Annotated in this window: 13 protein-coding genes; 6 read left to right on the top strand and 7 right to left on the bottom strand. The window is 57.0% G+C overall.

What is annotated here, in order from left to right; translation table 11 throughout:
* Positions 1-320: 320 nt before the first annotated feature.
* From psbU to AMR42_RS02110, 4 genes are all read right to left on the bottom strand, one after another.
* On the bottom strand, positions 321-710 hold the full coding sequence (gene psbU, locus AMR42_RS02130) for a photosystem II complex extrinsic protein PsbU (RefSeq protein ID WP_099531810.1): 390 nt from the start codon (positions 708-710) through the stop codon (positions 321-323).
* Between the two features lie 317 nt (positions 711-1027).
* Positions 1028-2614: a B12-binding domain-containing radical SAM protein gene (locus AMR42_RS02120; RefSeq protein WP_099531808.1), complete on the bottom strand. Its 1587-nt coding sequence runs from the start codon at positions 2612-2614 to the stop codon at positions 1028-1030.
* Between the two features lie 420 nt (positions 2615-3034).
* Positions 3035-4033: an adenylate/guanylate cyclase domain-containing protein gene (locus AMR42_RS02115; protein ID WP_099531807.1), complete on the bottom strand. Its 999-nt coding sequence runs from the start codon at positions 4031-4033 to the stop codon at positions 3035-3037.
* Positions 4034-4173: 140 nt separating this feature from the next.
* Complete coding sequence (locus tag AMR42_RS02110; protein ID WP_199858053.1) at positions 4174-4992, bottom strand: DUF3120 domain-containing protein; 819 nt, start codon at positions 4990-4992, stop codon at positions 4174-4176.
* Positions 4993-5306: 314 nt separating this feature from the next.
* Here AMR42_RS02110 and AMR42_RS02105 point away from each other — a divergent pair, with 314 nt between their 5' ends.
* On the top strand, positions 5307-6299 hold the full coding sequence (locus tag AMR42_RS02105; RefSeq protein ID WP_099531805.1) for an undecaprenyl-diphosphate phosphatase: 993 nt from the start codon (positions 5307-5309) through the stop codon (positions 6297-6299).
* Here AMR42_RS02105 and AMR42_RS02100 read toward each other — a convergent pair.
* On the bottom strand, positions 6293-7132 hold the full coding sequence (locus AMR42_RS02100; RefSeq protein ID WP_099531804.1) for a PHP domain-containing protein: 840 nt from the start codon (positions 7130-7132) through the stop codon (positions 6293-6295). The genes AMR42_RS02105 and AMR42_RS02100 overlap by 7 nt on opposite strands.
* A gap of 441 nt (positions 7133-7573) precedes the next feature.
* Here AMR42_RS02100 and AMR42_RS02095 point away from each other — a divergent pair, with 441 nt between their 5' ends.
* Together AMR42_RS02095 and truB are read left to right on the top strand one after the other, a co-directional pair.
* Complete coding sequence (locus AMR42_RS02095) at positions 7574-8062, top strand: allophycocyanin subunit alpha-B (protein WP_099531803.1); 489 nt, start codon at positions 7574-7576, stop codon at positions 8060-8062.
* A 295-nt stretch (positions 8063-8357) separates the two neighbouring features.
* Positions 8358-9296: a tRNA pseudouridine(55) synthase TruB gene (gene truB, locus AMR42_RS02090; protein WP_099531802.1), complete on the top strand. Its 939-nt coding sequence runs from the start codon at positions 8358-8360 to the stop codon at positions 9294-9296.
* 65 nt (positions 9297-9361) lie between these two features.
* Here truB and AMR42_RS02085 read toward each other — a convergent pair whose 3' ends face one another.
* A complete protein-coding gene (locus AMR42_RS02085) occupies positions 9362-10150 on the bottom strand; it encodes an ATP-binding cassette domain-containing protein (protein ID WP_099531801.1) in 789 nt (262 codons plus the stop codon).
* A 275-nt stretch (positions 10151-10425) separates the two neighbouring features.
* On the opposite strand from AMR42_RS02085, the gene AMR42_RS02080 reads away from it, so the two are divergent.
* Both AMR42_RS02080 and AMR42_RS02075 read left to right on the top strand, forming a co-directional pair.
* Entirely contained in the window at positions 10426-10668 is a 243-nt protein-coding gene (locus tag AMR42_RS02080; RefSeq protein ID WP_099531800.1) for a hypothetical protein, read from the top strand.
* Between the two features lie 69 nt (positions 10669-10737).
* Positions 10738-11280 carry a GNAT family N-acetyltransferase gene (locus AMR42_RS02075; RefSeq protein WP_158234319.1) on the top strand — a complete coding sequence of 181 codons (543 nt, stop codon included), beginning with the start codon at positions 10738-10740 and terminating at the stop codon, positions 11278-11280.
* Here AMR42_RS02075 and AMR42_RS02070 read toward each other — a convergent pair.
* On the bottom strand, positions 11202-12491 hold the full coding sequence (locus AMR42_RS02070; RefSeq protein ID WP_099531798.1) for a sulfite exporter TauE/SafE family protein: 1290 nt from the start codon (positions 12489-12491) through the stop codon (positions 11202-11204). The two genes, AMR42_RS02075 and AMR42_RS02070, sit on opposite strands and share 79 nt — an antisense overlap.
* A 338-nt stretch (positions 12492-12829) precedes the next feature.
* Between AMR42_RS02070 and AMR42_RS02065 the strand changes: the two genes are divergently transcribed.
* Positions 12830-13636: an aminotransferase class IV gene (locus tag AMR42_RS02065; protein ID WP_099531797.1), complete on the top strand. Its 807-nt coding sequence runs from the start codon at positions 12830-12832 to the stop codon at positions 13634-13636.
* Positions 13637-13696: the final 60 nt, after the last annotated feature.

Raw genomic sequence — 13696 nt, 5'->3', positions numbered from 1 at the left:
GCCGCCAAACCGCAACAGACGCTGAATTTCTCGGATCACTGCCCGAGACCTAACGAGATTCAACCAGATTTAAGCAAAAGGCGATCGCGCCGGGAGCTAAACTACCGCTGCGCAATCGCCTTTAATAATCTAGTTCACGGATTCCGGATACGGGAATTCCGAGTGCGGGGCCCCAAACCCGATGGAGCAATCAAACCGGCCAAGCCGATCATCGGGCGGGGTGAATCACTATCTTCGGTTCCAATGGCAATATTGCGATGACCGGAACCCTTGATTAGCCCTTTGATTAGTCCTGGAAACCAATCAGGGGTAACCTAACGTTATTTGTAAACGCCATCGTTAATGCGGTGATCCCCTTCATTGAAGATCGGATCCTGTTCCGTCACCGTGAAGGTGCCCGCATCCAAGTAATCCTTTAAAAGGCTCTGTTGCCGATCGCTCAGGCCGCCAATCTTCAGCACTTCTTCCGGCGCACTGTAGGGCGCATTCGCAATAATCTTTTGCGCCAACGTCGGGTACAGACCCCGGTAAGCCTTGAAGTTGCTGATATTGGTATTGTTCAAATCAATTTTTTTGCCAAATTCCGTCGCCAACTTGGCATCGGCATTGTTTAAAGATGCTTCAGCCCATGCAGCCTGAGGATAGCCCGCGCCAATCCACGTGAGCGCGACCAGGGCGATCGCAAATACCAGGCGAACAAACCGTTTCATGAGAACCGGTACCTCCTTACAAGACACAGCAAATCATGGCGGAACCACCAACGCGATCGCGCTTCGCTCTCAGTTACCCATGGGCACCGAGACTGAGCAACGGCCTTCGCTGGTGAAAAAATCGAATAATATCACCAGTATCTCAAGTTTCGAGCCACCTGCGACCGGGCTGATGGAAGCCCCACCAACCTTTTTCGCTATTGCTCGCAAACAGACAAACGGGCGAGAGCCAGTCGAGAGCTAATTGTTGCATAGATTTTGGGCGTGCGATCGCCCATTCTTGGCTGCCCCCCTTAGGCCCAACAGGCTCCCGATCCTTAAACCATCGCTTCCGCCCGTTGACTATTCTTCAGGCGTAATTCCTCCGCCAAGAACTGCTGCACTTGCTCTTCAATTTCCGATCGCACAATTTCGCGATATTCCATGAAATGCTCAATTTGGGCGCAAACCGATAGATAGCTGCTGATGCCGCCGGGGTTATGCCGCCACATATTCCACAGGTTGCGCCAGAACTGCCAGCGCGTTTTCCGCAACGCCCCCTGCCGCCAACAAATGGTCAGCAATGCCCGAACCGTCACCCAGTTAATGGGCTTGCGCGATCCCTTGCCCTTCTTGGGATAGGTCGCTTCCCCCAGCAAGCGGAAGTGGCGATAAACCCGATCTAAAAACCGTTCCGGATCGTAGAGTTCATAGAAAGCCGCCACATATTCCCGCGCAATGTCTTCGAGGGGGCGCGTGGGCACAAAGTTCATCAATGTGGTTTGGTTGATGTTGGCCGACTTGCTGCGCAGCCGCCCTTCCCGCTCCAGTCGATGCCAAAGGGCCGTATCCGGCAGGGCTTGCAACATGCTGAACAGGGCGGTGGGAATTGCCGTTTTTTCCACAAATTGCACAATTCTTGCGCCCGCACCGGCTTTTTCCCCATCAAAACCGATGATAAAACCGGCCATCACCCGCAGACCCGATCGGGCAATGGCGATCACCGCCTCGCTCAAGGAATCTCGGGTATTTTGATGCTTTTGGGTCAGGGTCAGGCTTTCCTCATCGGGCGTTTCAATGCCCAAAAACACAGCCCCAAAATTGCACTGCACCATCATATCCATCAGTTCTTGATCCTGAGCCAAGTCCACCGAAGCTTCCGTGGCAAAGGAGAAGGGATATTGATGCTCCACCATCCAAGGCAACAGCTCTTTTAGGAACAGCTTCACATTGCGTTTGTTGCCAATGAAGTTGTCATCCACCATGAAGATGCTGCGCCGCCATCCCAACTCATACAGGTAGTCCAATTCTCGCAAGAGTTGTTGAGGCGTTTTGGTGCGCGGCTTGCGACCATAGAGCACAATAATGTCGCAGAATTCGCACTGGAATGGGCAGCCCCGCGAAAATTGCACCGACATTTCCGCATAAGCATCAAATTCCAGCAGGTCGAAGCGCGGAATGGGCGTTTCGGTTACGTCGGGCTTCACCCCGTTGGCGCGGAAAGTGCCCGCTAGCTCGCCTCGTTCGATCGCCTCCACAAACAGGGGCAGGGTAATTTCCCCTTCATCCAAAATCAGATAATCGGCCCCCACATCGCTCACTTCCTGCGGCAGGGCCGTGGCATAGGGGCCGCCCACGGCAACCCGTTTGCCCCGTTGTTTTGCGGCTCTGATGCGATCGAGCAAATCATCTTTTTGCACAATCATCGCCGACAAAATCACCAAATCAGCCCAATCCCACTCCGCTTCGGTGATGTCACGGACATTACAATCCACCAGCTTAAAATTCCAGCTTTGGGGCAAAAGCGCCGCCACCGTCACCAATCCCAAGGGCGGGAGCATTGCCTTGCGATCGAGCAAGGCTAGGGTTTTCTCAAAGGACCAAAAGCTTTTCGGAAAAAGAGGATATAGCAGCAGGACGTTCATCAAAAACTCCAGGAATGATCATTCCTTATGGTTGTTTTTTGGATCGCTGTTTGAAAGAAATCAGTGACTCAAGCCAGTAAAATTTGCCAATAGTTGCCAATAGTCGATTCTTTGTCCCATTGCTTGGATGCAAAACCCAACAAAATTTCATTCCACTATAGCAACAGAAGCCCAAAATCATGGTTAGGGTCGTGTTGAGTAATACCGTTTGCGCCCATGGGATTGCACCGACATTACATCCCTAGGTGTTGGTGGAGATTGGCCAAAGTTTTGAATCTCGATCGAGAACAATTGACCAACGATCGGCCCTAGGATTTTCCACACGGTCCTGGTCTTCATCTCAATTCGCCAGTTAGACCAAACTTGGGTCAAGGGAGGCAATTGATTGGATTTTAATTTGGATTTTAATCAAGTTGAATTTTAAAAATCCAGTTCCAGGGATCGATGATGGGCGGTTAAAAACCGATCAAGATTGTCGTAGGTGGCGGCATAGGTGACGCTTTCGGTGTCATAGCCCTTGAGGTTTACGCGATATTCCTGAAAAATCTCGCAGGCAGAGCCATTCAAGGCACAGAGATACTGGTAGGTGGTTTTCCCGATCGCCACATCCAGTTGCAATTCCTTGGTGCAAGACTCCAACCGAAAGGCAGCGTTCACCGTGTCGCCCAGGGCGGTGTAATCAGGGCGATCGTTGCTGCCGGTGTTGCCAACCATGGCATAGCCCGTGTTGGCCCCGGTACCAATTCGCAACGGAAAGGGCAAAGGATAGTGCAAATGCAAGTCGCGGGTCATTTTTTGCAGTGCATTGACCGCCTCAAAAATTTGCAGCACTTCCCGGGGACTCACTTCCTGTTCCCCGTGAATCCACACGGCCATCACAGCATCGCCGATATATTTATCCACCCAACTGCCGGATTCACGGATGATGTTGCCCGCTTGGCGAAACCAAGTCCCGATCGCCTCCGAGAGGACTTTTTCGTCCGTTTGTCGGGTCAGCCCCGTGAAATTCCGAATATCAGCCACCAAAATCGTGATCAGCCGTCGCACATGGAGCGTTGCAGTCACAGAAAATTCAAAACTATCGCTGGTGCTGTAGTCCCGATCGTGGGCGGGCGCATAAAAATCCAGTTCCGTTTGGCCAAAGGTCAGGCGATCGCCGCTTTGCAGGGTGACGGGAATGCTCACCCGGCGGCCATTCACGAAGGAACCATTGCGACTTCCCAGATCAATCAAATAGAACGCGCCATCCTCCATGCACTGGAGCATGGCATGGTTGCGCGAGATCCAAGGATCGCCCAGCACAAAATCATTGTCTGGGCTACGACCGATCGTCCAGCAAGCGCTACCGACAAGGGGTAAGTACCGGCTGCCGGATTCGGTTCTCAGAATTAAATGCGGACAGGGCTGGAGCGTAACCACGCGCGCACAAGTGAAAGTCCTGGAGACTAGGTGTTGTTTTAGTCCGGCACAATATACACCGCCATTGACAGCTCCTCCGTACAGCCTGTGCAGATTTTGGGCTACGCCACGGTTGGGGCCAACGGGGCCGATTAGGCAAATTAGGCAAACAGGGCACTCAGCCAGAATAGGCCATCGACAAAGAGAGTGCCCAACAGGGCCGCACTAAACACCATCCAGCCAGCATCCTGGGATCGCTTAGCCCACCAACCCGCGCCCAGGCCAGCAAACAGCAACGTACCCGCCAGCAACGCGGCCCAGCCCAGGCCAAAGGGGGTGTGCATTTTGGCTAAGGCTCCGTGCAGGATCGGGGCAACGGTGTGAAGATCGGCACTTTCGGCGGCGATCGCCTCGCGCCAGGCGGGCATCAAATCCACGCAATAGAAATAGCTATCGGTGATGGCGGTTCCCAACAAGGAGCCGAGATAGAACAGGCTGCCAATGCGTCCCCAGCTTGATCGCACGGAGATTAGCGCCAGGGGCAGGGCGATCGCCTCCATGGGCAGGTGAACTGTGGGTTCCCAACGCAACCAGCCCCAATAGAGCGAACCCGCCAGCCAGCTCCAGCTAAACCCCACCAACAGGTCGCCCCAAACCCGCCACTTGGGCGACTCCAGCCACCGGGCCCCCAACAGGCTCCAAAGCAGGGTGAGGGCGGTGCAAAGGATGGGGAACGATCGCACCAAGGGGGCTTCCACAAACACGGGGCCCGACACCAGGAACAACCCCGCCACAAACATCCAGCCCAAGGCCACGGGCGATGGGCTGGCGATCGGCGGGGCAGGGGGAATCAGGGTTGTCTCATCAGGGCAATCACTAGCCGAGGCATCCGCCGCCAAATTCGCGGACATCAAACGACCGGGGCCAGCCGATCGACGAAACGGCGTAATGGCGCTGGCAGAGGAGGGATAGGCAACCAAAATGAGAAAACCTGCGACTTTGGTTAGGTTTATTAATTTTTATCTTTAGTTTTCTTAACATACCATAGCCCCCACGGTGCATCACCGATAGCAGTTGGTTTTCGGGATGCGGCAAAATCAGCCACAATATCAGCCGCGATTGGAATGATGGCGGAGGAACGCCGTTGGGTAGCATGGCAAGGAAGGCGGATTGCGAATCAAGGACATCGTATTCAGTCCTTAGCATCAGTCCTTAGAAATCCAGCAGAAATTCAGAACAGTGGTTGAGGGTGCTGAGCATTTTCAGGCATGGTTGGGGCCAATCAGGTTTAACGATGGGTAATTCACAGCAAGGGCGATCGAGCAGCAAAGGACAGAGTCAAATCAAGCGGGTTTACCGCTGGTGGGCCGGAATGGGGCTGGGGGTTTGGCTGGTGGGCTTGGGGGCTGCGGCCCAAGCGGCTGACCCAACGGTTCCGGTGAGTGATGGTGTGAGCTGGCTGGAGGCGATCGGCCTGGGGCTGGTGCAAGGGCTAACGGAATTTTTACCGATCAGCAGCACGGCCCACCTGAAGGTTGTGCCCGTGGTGCTCGGTTGGGGCGATCCGGGCGTGGCCTATACGGCGGTGATCCAACTGGGGAGCATCGCGGCGGTGCTGACTTATTTTTGGGCAGATTTAACGGCCCTGGCGATCGGGTCAGCCCAAGCCATTTCCCGCAAGGATTGGGGCGATCGGCAGTTTCGGATTGCCCTTGGCATTGGTCTGGGAACGTTGCCCATTGTGGCTGGCGGCTTAGCAATTAAGAAATTCATCCCCGATTTTGACAATTCCCCGCTCCGGAGCTTGGGAGCGATCGCGATCGCCTCGATCGTCATGGCCCTGCTGCTGGGTTTAGCGGAAGTGACCGGCAGCCGCCACCGCCACTACAACTCCCTGGGGTTGAACGATGGATTAATTTTAGGGGCGGCCCAAGCCCTGGCCCTGATTCCCGGGGTCTCGCGATCGGGATCAACCCTGACGGCGGGCCTGTTGTCCGGCATCGATCGGGCAGCGGCGGCGCGTTTCTCCTTTCTGCTGGGCATTCCCGCCATTACCCTGGCGGGGTTGGTGGAACTGGTGGGTGTTTTGAAAGAAGGGTTGCCGGCCGGTGCGGGGTTGTCGCTAACGGTGGGCGTTGTGGTGGCGGCGGTGTCGTCCTATGCGGCGATCGCTTGGTTGCTGAAGTTTTTGCAGACCCAAAACACTTGGATTTTCGTGATCTATCGATTGATCTTTGGGGTGGCGATTTTGGGGTCGATCGGGTTTGGGTGGCTGCCCAATCAATAATTGGTTTCTATTGCCAAGGTGGCCTTGACCTGTTTTAGGCGATCGAGCAAGGCCAGGGGCAATTGAAATTGATTTAAGCTGTCGCGGCGTTCAGCCCTGGTACTCGGGGCGGGGCCATGGTAGTCACTGCCGCCCGTGGCCAACAATCCATAGCGATCGCACAGTTCCAAAAGGCGCTTTTGCTCCGTCAGGCTGTGGTTGGGATGATAAACCTCCAAGCCCAACAGCCCCGCCGCCACCAGTTCCGGCAAGGTGTCTTCCACATTGCCCCCACGAAACAGGTAAGGATGGGCCCAAACGGGCACGGCCCCAGCAGATCGGAGCAGGTTCATGCCCTCCACGATCGAAAATTTGTCGTATTGCACATGGGCCGGGCGATCATCCCCCAAAAATCGGGTAAACGCTTCCTGAGCCGACGTGACATGGCCCGCCGCCACCAGCGCTTGGGCGATGTGCGGTCGGCCGGGAGCCATGTTGCCGGGTAATTCCGGCAGCTTGATCGGGTAGCCCAACTCCGCCAGCTTTTCCGCCATGCGTTGGGCCCGCTGGCGACGGCCGGCCAAGCGCACGGCCAGCGGTTCATGAATTCGATCGCGATCGGGATAAAACCCCAAAATATGGAGCGATCGCCCGTTGTGAACTACGCTCAGTTCCAACCCCGGCACAATTTCGAGCCGATCGCCCGCCGCCTCGATCGCCTCATCCAAACCAGCGCAGGTATCGTGATCCGTAATGGCCAGGGCCCGCACCCCCGCTGCGATCGCCGCCGCCACCAACTCCGTCGGAGTCAGCGTGCCATCGGAAAACGTCGTATGACAATGCAATTCCAGCAAAATTTCCTCCTGCCCCTTTTGCCCATTCCTGTCTAGATTCTGATCCAGATCTGATCCAGGTCAGAATCCGAATCTTTCTGACTCTTAGCTACTCCCGGCCCAGTCCCCGGCAGTCGTCGCCAAACCTGAGACAGGCTTCGGGGTATCTGTTACAAATCTTCACCAAAGCTGCCACCGATCGACACCCCCGACCAAGGCCTTTTGTGGAGGATCTGGGATCAGCAACAGCCCTCTGAATCGATCGCCCCTAAGTAAACCCAAGCCAACGATTTCCCGATTGACGAAAACCGACTGGGCAATGGTTTGGCCCCATTTTTGCTAAGGGGTCTCGGCCCATTCCAGCCCCGGGCGATCGCCCCAATCAGGGGTCAATTCGCCCGAAGGTTTTGCCGCGAAAAAACTTTGGTAGAGTGGAAACGATATTCCGATACTCTCGATATTATGAGCGTAGTTAGCCAAGTCATTCTGAAAGCCGACGATGAGCTTCGCTACCCTAGCAGTGGCGAGCTTAAGAGCATCTCGGAATTTTTAAAAACCGGCGAGCAGCGTATTCGGATTGCCCAAACGCTGGCCGACAGTGAGAAAAAGATTGTGCAAGAAGCCAGCCGCAAGCTGTGGCAACGTCGTCCGGACTTTATTGCTCCCGGCGGCAATGCCTATGGCCAACGGGAGCGGAACCAGTGCCTTCGGGACTATGGCTGGTATCTGCGACTGGTGACCTACGGCGTGTTGGCGGGCGACAAAGAACCGATCGAAACCATTGGTCTGGTGGGCGCACGCGAAATGTACAACTCCTTGGGTGTCCCGCTGCCGGGGATGGTGGAAGCCGTGCGTTGTCTCAAGGAAGCCACTTTGGGCCTTCTGAGCACCGAAGATGCCGCTGCCACCGAGCCTTACTTCGACTACATCATTCAGGGAATGGCGGCCTAGGGCCGTCCCTTCAGAGACCAAAAACCCATGAAATTTGGTTTGCGTTCAAGGTCGTTTTCGGGCGATCGCGGTGGGCGCAGGCTGCAATCACAGGGGGTGGAGATGTGGGCTGCATCTCTACCCCTTTGCGTGTCTGAGGCTGGCTGAAACGGCTGCTCTCGGCCCACATCTGACCAAACAGAACGCTAGCAGCAATCCGGCTTGAGCAAGAATTAGAACCAAGAATTCAGAAATTAGAAATCAAAAATTGGAAATCAAAAATCAGGTGTTTGTCCCCTGTAGGTGCAATTAGGCGATGGTTTGTGGATTTTTGAACTTGTGCAAACCGGCGGGCTTCACGTCCCACGATTGCGTGGCCAAAGTACGGCGGCTGACGCGGTGCAAACGGACGGGCCATGGGGGCACGTTGGATCCGGCCGCGATCGGGGTGTTGCCGATCGCCCTGGGGCCCGCCACCCGTCTGTTGCAATTTTTGCCGGGGGCCAAATCCTACGCAGCCACGGTTCGCCTTGGCATCACCACCACCACCGACGACCTGGAAGGGGAAGTGCTGACGGCGCGATCGCCCGAGGCCTTAACCAGCCTCACCTTAGAAGCCATTTCCAGCCAAATATCGCAATTCATTGGCCCCATTCGACAGATTCCCCCCCAATACAGCGCTATTCAGGTGGATGGGCAGCGGCTCTACGATTTAGCGCGACAAGGTAAGACCGTGGAAGTGCCGGAGCGACAAGTGCAGATCGATCGAATCACGATCGAGGCTTGGCGACCAGGAGCCGAGCCGGAGTTGGACTTAACCATCGACTGTGGCCCCGGAACCTATATCCGCTCGATCGCCCGAGATCTGGGCGCGGCCTTGGGCGTGGGGGGCACGTTGGCCCATTTGAAACGAACGGCCAGCGGCGGCTTCACCTTGGAAAACAGCCTGACACTGGAGCAATTGGAAGCGGCGATCGGGCAAGGGTGGCAACCGATCGACCCAGCCTTGGGCTTGACCCATCTGCCCACGGTAACCTTGGCGGAAGAGGCCGTGAAGCGCTGGTTTTTTGGCCAAGCGATCGCCCTCGCGGAATGGCCCCCAATACCGCAATGCGGCGCATCCCTCAAGCAGGAGCAAACCGACCCGATCGCCCGTGTTTTGGATCAGTCCGGTCGGTTGTTGGGAGTTGGGGCCCTAACAACGGGGGAGGCGGGGCCGCTATTGGCTCCGCGTGTCGTCTTGCCAGCCGATTGAAATGCCACGGGCCCGATGGCGACACAGGCCATGCAGGGCCACTGGCAGAACATAGCCAAACCACTTCAAAACCAATCAGCTTCGGGATCGGAATCTGTGCCAGAATTCATGCCGGAATCAAGGCCGGCCTGATTAACCGAGGGGAATTGTTTTTCCAGGGCAGCCCAGTCCATTTCGGAAGCCGGCCGATCGGTCGTCAGTTGCCCTTGCGTTAACACCCAACAGCGGGTGGCGATCGGGGCAGCCCTCAGGCCAGTGATCGTGGTGGCGGTGCAAACAACTGCGGCGGTTTGGGAGCTGAATGCTTGATTTTGCAGCAGGTTTTGCAGGCGATCGCTCTGTTCCTTGGTTAAGCCCTCAAACCCGTCACCCAACAGCAACACCAACGGTTGCAACAAACTAGCCCGCGCGATCGCCACCCAATGTTGCTCGGCGGCGGTCAGTTGAAAGGCTTGGCGGGTTAGCCAACTGGCGGGAATCCCAAAGCGATCGCAGGTTTCCTGAATGGCCGCCTCGATCGCCCGGGAGTCTTGGCCCAGCAACGCCAGGGGATAGGCGAGGGTTGCCGCCACCGTCGGAGCCAGCAAGGTCGATCGAGGAGCCACCCAAGCCACCCGCCGCCGCAGGGCAACGGGATCCAGCGTTTGCACCCGCTGTCCCTGAACCAGCACATCGCCAGCCGTTGGCTCCGACAGCCGCACCCACCAGCGCAAAATCTCCGGGGCCTGTGCCCCCACAATCAACAGCCGCTCTCCGGGTTCGATCGCCCCCGTAATCGGCCCCAAGGGCGATCGACCGCCTTGGGTTGCGCCTTGGCAAGCTAACAGGGGCGATCGAGGAATGGCTGCATCCATAGCAATTGGGTTGGATCGTTGGTTTTGGATCGTTGGTTTCGGATTGTCGGTTGCTGATTGTCTATGCCGTTGCAACGACATTCAGCACAGGTCTAGACCATGGCCCATGGATGAGGTCGCTGGTAGAAATATCTGCGGGAAATGTTCACGGGAAATGCCGACGAAAAATTTCCGCGAGAAATTCTGAGAAACCCAATGCGGGATTGGGCGGGTTTTCTGTCAAAATAAGTGCCAAGAAATATTACAGAACGTTATCAAAATTAGAGAGGTCGGTGATGGCGTTTTTCCGGCAGTATGTGGCTCCCTTCCTGGTGGTGTTGATCTTCGCGGTGGCATTGATCGCCGTGAGTGCACGGATCTTCTTGCCCAATGATTTGGCCGCGCCCGCACCGATCGGGGCGATCGACTTCCCTTCCCCCATTGCTCAACAAACTACGCCCTCTGCACCGTTGCCGCCTTCCCTGTCTGCGTTGGTGCAAGGGTCTGCGCCCGATTTGGATCTCTCTGCCAGTTTGTAGCCTGCGGGTTGAAGTCTGCGGACTAATGCCGCCATGAATCAGCCATCCGACCCGGGGCCGGAGCCTGGGATGGGGCAACAATCTGATCAGTTACCCACAGGCTATCGATTACGGCGAGGGAGCCGGGCCGATCGCCCCCAATTGTTGGCGGGCTTGGCGGCCACCTACCGAGAGCTAATGCCCCTGAGTCCAGACCCAACAGCGATCGCCCTGTTGGTCGATCGACTCTGGACGGCCGATGGGCAACTGTGGTGGGTGGAAGCGGCCACGGCTCAGGCTAGTGACGGTCAATCTAACGGTCAATCTTGGGTTGCGGGTCTGTGGTTGGGCTGGGCGATCGACCCAGAAACCGGCCAACGACGGGCCCAACTGCTTTGGCTCTATGTGCAACCGGCGGAACGGCGGCGCGGTTTGGCTCGGGCCCTGCTGCATCAGGCGGAACAGCAGGCCAAACAGGCCGGTTGCGATCGCCTGGGGCTGCAAGTGGGAGCCAGCAACCAAGCGGCGATCGCCCTTTATCAATCTTTGGGCTATCAGACCCGATCGCTGGAACTAGTGAAATCCTGGGATGGGGCGGCGGTCAGAGATGCAGACGCACCGGCCACGCCGTGATAGAGCGCACCCAGGCCCCACAGTTGCCAAAACCAACGCACCCGCGCCAACAAAACCAGGGTTAGCCCACAGCCAACCCCCATCGCCCGCCGCCAAACCAATCCCCCATCCCCGATCGTGGTTGGCCCGCCCGCCAGGGTCATGTGCATCCCGATCACCACCAGGGCCGGAATGGCAGCCAGGTGTAAGGTGCGCCAGTGGGAGCCTAACCAGCGCATGGCTCGATCGAAACTGGTGAGAGCCAACAACGTTAGCAGCCCGATCGCCCCCACACCGGCCCAAATCCCCACCTGCTGGCGAGGGTGCAAAAAGCCCACCGCCCCCCAGTCCCAATCCAGGGAGTGATCGAGCATATGGCCCGTATGGGCCAGGGCCAACAACCAAGCGCCCACCCCGATCACCCGGCGATAGCGCAGGGGGGCCGCCCACAACCGACTGATGGGCCGAGCGATCAGGGATAAACTCAGCAGCACCAAGGAACCATAGCCCGTCAGATCCTGCATGGCGCTGGTGCGACCCAGGGTTAACAGCCCGATCGCGATCGTCACCCAACCGGCCATCCGAAAGAGTTGGCTGCGTCGATCTTGGCCAATGGAGCCAGCCCAAGCGCCCGTTAAAACCATGGTGGGTAAGGTTCCCAGCCCAAAGACCAGCATGGTCAGGCTGCCCCCGATCGCGCTGCCCGTTTCCGCCGCCTTAATCTGGGCCGCATACAAAAATCCACAGGGAATTAGCCCCCAAACCAGCCCCACGGCCAACGGCATCCACCAACGGGTTTGGCCAGCAATGGTGAGCATGGTTTTTTCGAGGCGATCGCGTTGGGGCCCCCGGGCCAGGGGATGCCAGAGCGGCAAGCGGGGCAACCATTGGGGTCGCACTTGGGCAAGGCCAAACCAAATCAACATCAACCCCGTCAGGACGCTCAGGCTTTGGCGCAGGGGGCTATCAATCCCCGTCAGTTGTCCGCCCGCCACCAGCAAAGATCCCAAACTCCCGATCGCCCCGCCCGCCACGGCATAGCTGAAAATTCGCCCCAAATTCAGCAACAAATGGAAGCGGCCCAACTGCCACCAGGTTTTGGCTCCCGCTTGCGGCAAGGATCGAGGGTCTCCCGACAGGGCAAAGGCCACCGCCAAAGGCCCACACATACCCGCACAGTGACCAAAACTACCCAAAAAACCCAGCGCCCAAATCAAGCCCCAGTCAAGCATCTCCCCAGATCCCGTTTTCCTGTAGTTTCCCAATGGCCCCCGGTCGATCGCTCCTGGCAACCGAAAACCTGAGGTAGTTCTAGTTCTCCGCAATGGCGCTGTTTTGGTTGAGTTCTGAACTCGATCGCCATCATGCTGATTAGCTCAACCGAATCGGCTCAACTGGATTAGCTCAACTGGATTAGCTCAACCGGCTTGGCACTGAACTCGATCGGTGCAAACGGTTGGTTAACCCAATCAAGGTTTCAGCAAGGGGACAAAATTCAGCACAACGATTACGGTAAACAAGCGGGGCAATGATCCCGTCAGTATTTTTGAGCTTACCCGCAATTGGTTTCATGCCTGCCCAGTGGTATCACGGTCAACCCCTCGATCAGCGCACCATTACTCTGGATGTCACGGATCCGGGGTTGATATTTGGGGCCACAACCTTCACAACCTTGCGCATTTATGATCGCGATCTCCACGGGCCCATGACCCAATGGCTGGCCCACCGCGATCGGCTCTACAACACTCGCAGTCAGTTGGGCCTGCCCCAGCCGGATTGGGAACAGGTGGAACAGGGAGCAACCCTGTTGGCGGCTGAATATCCGGTGGTGCGGGTCACTCTTTTTTCTGATGGGCGGGAGTGGATTGTGGGGCGAGAATTGCCCTCCAATTTGGCCCAAAAACAAACACAGGGCATTGTGGCTTGGGTAGCCCAGGCAGCCCACTACCGCCGTTCGATCGCCGCTCACAAAACGGGCAATTATCTTCCCTGTTGGCTGGCATTGCAAACGGCCCAGCGACAGTTTTTGGGCCCCGAACCGGCCTCCGAAGCCATTTTGGTTGATGAGGATGGGCGCTGGCTGGAAACCAGCACGGGCAATCTTTGGGGATTTCGGGATGGGCGTTGGTGGACTCCGCCCCTGGGGGATTGCTTACCGGGCATTGCTCGATCGCACCTGATTCGCCAGCTCCAACGTCACGGGCAACCGATCGGCGTTGACCAACCCTGGACTACCGATTGGGTGGAAGAATTCGAGGCGATCGCCTATTCCAACAGCGTGGTGGAGGTGGTTCCTTTCCATGCGGTGCTAGATGGTCACCGGGTACATCGATTGGCGATCGAACCGGTGGCCGAACTCCAGGCTCTCTACTACTAGGGCCATCAAGCCGCTCGTGCAGGATCCGTTGGTTCAAGATCCATTGAGCATTGCTCGGCC

Origin of the sequence: Limnothrix sp. PR1529 (assembly GCF_002742025.1) — a bacterium.
GTDB lineage: Bacteria > Cyanobacteriota > Cyanobacteriia > CACIAM-69d > CACIAM-69d > CACIAM-69d.
Note: the sequence above shows the minus strand (reverse complement) of the source record. Positions and strands in the feature narration are given on the sequence as shown.

Bases quoted from the DNA above. Each gene is read 5' to 3' on its own strand.
- psbU (WP_099531810.1), bottom strand. From the start codon at position 710: ATGAAACGGTTTGTTCGCCTGGTATTTGCGATCGCCCTGGTCGCGCTC.
- AMR42_RS02070 (WP_099531798.1), bottom strand. From the start codon at position 12,491: ATGCTTGACTGGGGCTTGATTTGGGCGCTGGGTTTTTTGGGTAGTTTT.
- AMR42_RS02080 (WP_099531800.1), top strand. From the start codon at position 10,426: ATGGCGTTTTTCCGGCAGTATGTGGCTCCCTTCCTGGTGGTGTTGATC.
- AMR42_RS02085 (WP_099531801.1), bottom strand. From the start codon at position 10,150: ATGGATGCAGCCATTCCTCGATCGCCCCTGTTAGCTTGCCAAGGCGCA.
- AMR42_RS02065 (WP_099531797.1), top strand. From the start codon at position 12,830: ATGCCTGCCCAGTGGTATCACGGTCAACCCCTCGATCAGCGCACCATT.
- AMR42_RS02095 (WP_099531803.1), top strand. From the start codon at position 7,574: ATGAGCGTAGTTAGCCAAGTCATTCTGAAAGCCGACGATGAGCTTCGC.
- truB (WP_099531802.1), top strand. From the start codon at position 8,358: ATGGTTTGTGGATTTTTGAACTTGTGCAAACCGGCGGGCTTCACGTCC.
- AMR42_RS02120 (WP_099531808.1), bottom strand. From the start codon at position 2,614: ATGAACGTCCTGCTGCTATATCCTCTTTTTCCGAAAAGCTTTTGGTCC.
- AMR42_RS02105 (WP_099531805.1), top strand. From the start codon at position 5,307: ATGGGTAATTCACAGCAAGGGCGATCGAGCAGCAAAGGACAGAGTCAA.
- AMR42_RS02075 (WP_158234319.1), top strand. From the start codon at position 10,738: ATGGGGCAACAATCTGATCAGTTACCCACAGGCTATCGATTACGGCGA.